The organism is Gemella sp. 27098_8_155 (assembly GCF_041433725.1).
GTDB classification, from domain to species: domain Bacteria; phylum Bacillota; class Bacilli; order Staphylococcales; family Gemellaceae; genus Gemella; species Gemella haemolysans_D.
Genome location: NZ_JAPWCA010000039.1, coordinates 1 through 2,228, shown reverse-complemented (window position 1 = coordinate 2,228; position 2,228 = coordinate 1). Strand labels below are relative to the sequence as shown.

Sequence of the window (2,228 nt, the reverse complement as noted above, 5' to 3'; positions counted from 1 at the left end):
TCTTTGATCTCCAATTTTTTTATAAAGATTAGCTGATCCTGATGGTACAGCCTTACCATTCACATTAACATAAGAGAACCCAGTTTCAGCAAGTTTTGTCGCTGTTAAACCTTGACTTTCAATAGCTTTGTTGTAGTCTTGAACAGCTTTATGATAAGCAGCTGCTTTCGCATAATAAGCATCTGTATTAGCAAATGTTTCTGTTGGATATTCTGGTAGTGTTAATGCCACACCATTTACCGAAACAGCTGGGTTATTAGCAAATGTTGTTTTATTATTTATTGCATTTTGTTTAAATTGTTTATCCTCAGCTTGTGCTTTTGATAATTGTCTCTCAGATCCCCAATCTCCATAATCACGTACAGCATTCACTGGGCCTGCAGCTGTTTTATTAGGATCAGATTTTACATCTTTTGAACCCAATTTAATTACTGTTGCTGTTAAAGCATATCCTTCAACTTTAGTTTTAACGTTGAATTTCATACCTTCTTGTAAAGCTTCGTAAAGTTCGTGGTCGTTTTGAGCTCCACCTGTGTAATATAGATGTTCTACATATTTTGCAGTTCCTGAATTTAAGAATTTATCATCTGTTGTTAGTCCTTTTGAGCCGTCTGCGTATGTCACATCACGAACCATTGTAATTTTACCAGTTACTACATCTCCATTTGGATAAGTTACAGTTTTTGTTACCGGTTGCGCTAACTTTCTTGCAGGTCCTACTACAGTACCGTTAGGATATGTGATCGATGCTGCTGCAAAGTCAAACCAGTTAATGTTGTTCTTAAGTTGCTCTAAGTTTTTAGTTCCTGCAGTACCAACAACAGTATCTCCAGAAGGAATATTAGTTGTAACTCCATTTAAAGTAACAGTTGCTCCACCTGCAGTTCCGTTCCCTTTTTTTACTACTTCAATCATAGAAGGATCAGTTATACTTGGGTTAGCATTCATAATTTCACGTTTAACCGCCGCTACTTCCTCATCTGTTAATTCATTAATATTCTTTACAGGTGTTTTGGTAGTTGGAGGAACTATTGCTGTATTAGTAGTAGTTTCTCCTGCTAGTAATCCTTCTAACTTACCACGGTGACCTGCGCGTTGCGTTGTTGCGTATACAGCTTCGATAGCTCTTTCTAATTCTTTACGTTCTCTTTCTGAATCACTCTTAGTTGATGAATCAGAGTTGAATAGGTCTAGAGCTTTAGCTATTTGTTTTTCTGCTGTTGCTACTGCCGCTTTGATTTCAGTTTTTTTAGATTCTTCTTTTACTGATTTTTCAGCAAATGCAGTTGCAGTTTGGTTAATAACTTTTGCTTCAGAAATAGTTTTTTCTAATTTTTCTTTTGCTGATTTAGTTTCTTTTTTATCAGATTTCTCTTCTGACTTAGCTTCTTTTTTCTCTTTATCTTCAACTTTTTTGTCTTCAGCTTTAGTTTCTTCTTTAGCGTCTTCGACTTTTTTAGCTTCTAGAGATTTGTTAAGGAAGCTGATTGAGTTTTCTAATGCTACTGTTTGCGCATCTACTTGTGCTTGAGTTGCATTTTCATTAACAACAAGGTCTTTCGCCTTGTTTAATTCTGTCGCAGCGTCAACAGTTAATTTTTGTTGAGTTTCTGACAATTCTTTTCCTGCAAGAGTTACGAATAAATCGTTTAGTTGATTAATTTTCTCTTGTAGTTTTGTTTTAACAGCACTAGTTTTAACAACTGTACTTTCTGCTGATTTTCCAGCTACTTCTGCTTTCGGCGTCTCTACTTTTTCAGTAGTTTTATCGTTAGCATTAGTTGCTACTGATGTTTCTTGCTTAGTTGTATCCGCTGCTTGAGCTGCTCCACCAAGGAATAAGAAACCAGAAGCGATCAATACAGATGCAGTCCCAGCGTTGAATTTTTTAATTCCATACTGGTTAATCTTTTCAGATTGCTTCGTACTGTTCATTTTTAAATTATTTTTACTGAACATTGCTTTCTCCTTTTTTATAAAATAAATAAAATCATAATGACTGTATCTTATCATATTACAAAACCAACCTTAAATTTGGTTTAAATTTCTCCATAATTTTTACAAATTCAATAATTTATTTTTTTATAATATGTAAGATTTTTAATAAATATTTTTTTATAATAACGAAACTAACTAGAAAAACCTCCAATGTTACAAAAATGTTACAAAATAAGGTGTTTGGTAGCATTGTTTCATATCGCTATTGTATAATAAAAAGACCATTTTAT

The 2,228-nt window shown here is 33.8% G+C and carries 1 protein-coding gene; it reads right to left on the bottom strand.

The genetic code is table 11. The annotated features are described in order from the left end of the window. Window positions 1–1,959: YSIRK-type signal peptide-containing protein (locus O5Y44_RS08730; RefSeq protein WP_371466005.1), on the bottom strand; the 1,959-nt coding region annotated here is incomplete at its 3' end. Window positions 1,960–2,228: the final 269 nt, after the last annotated feature.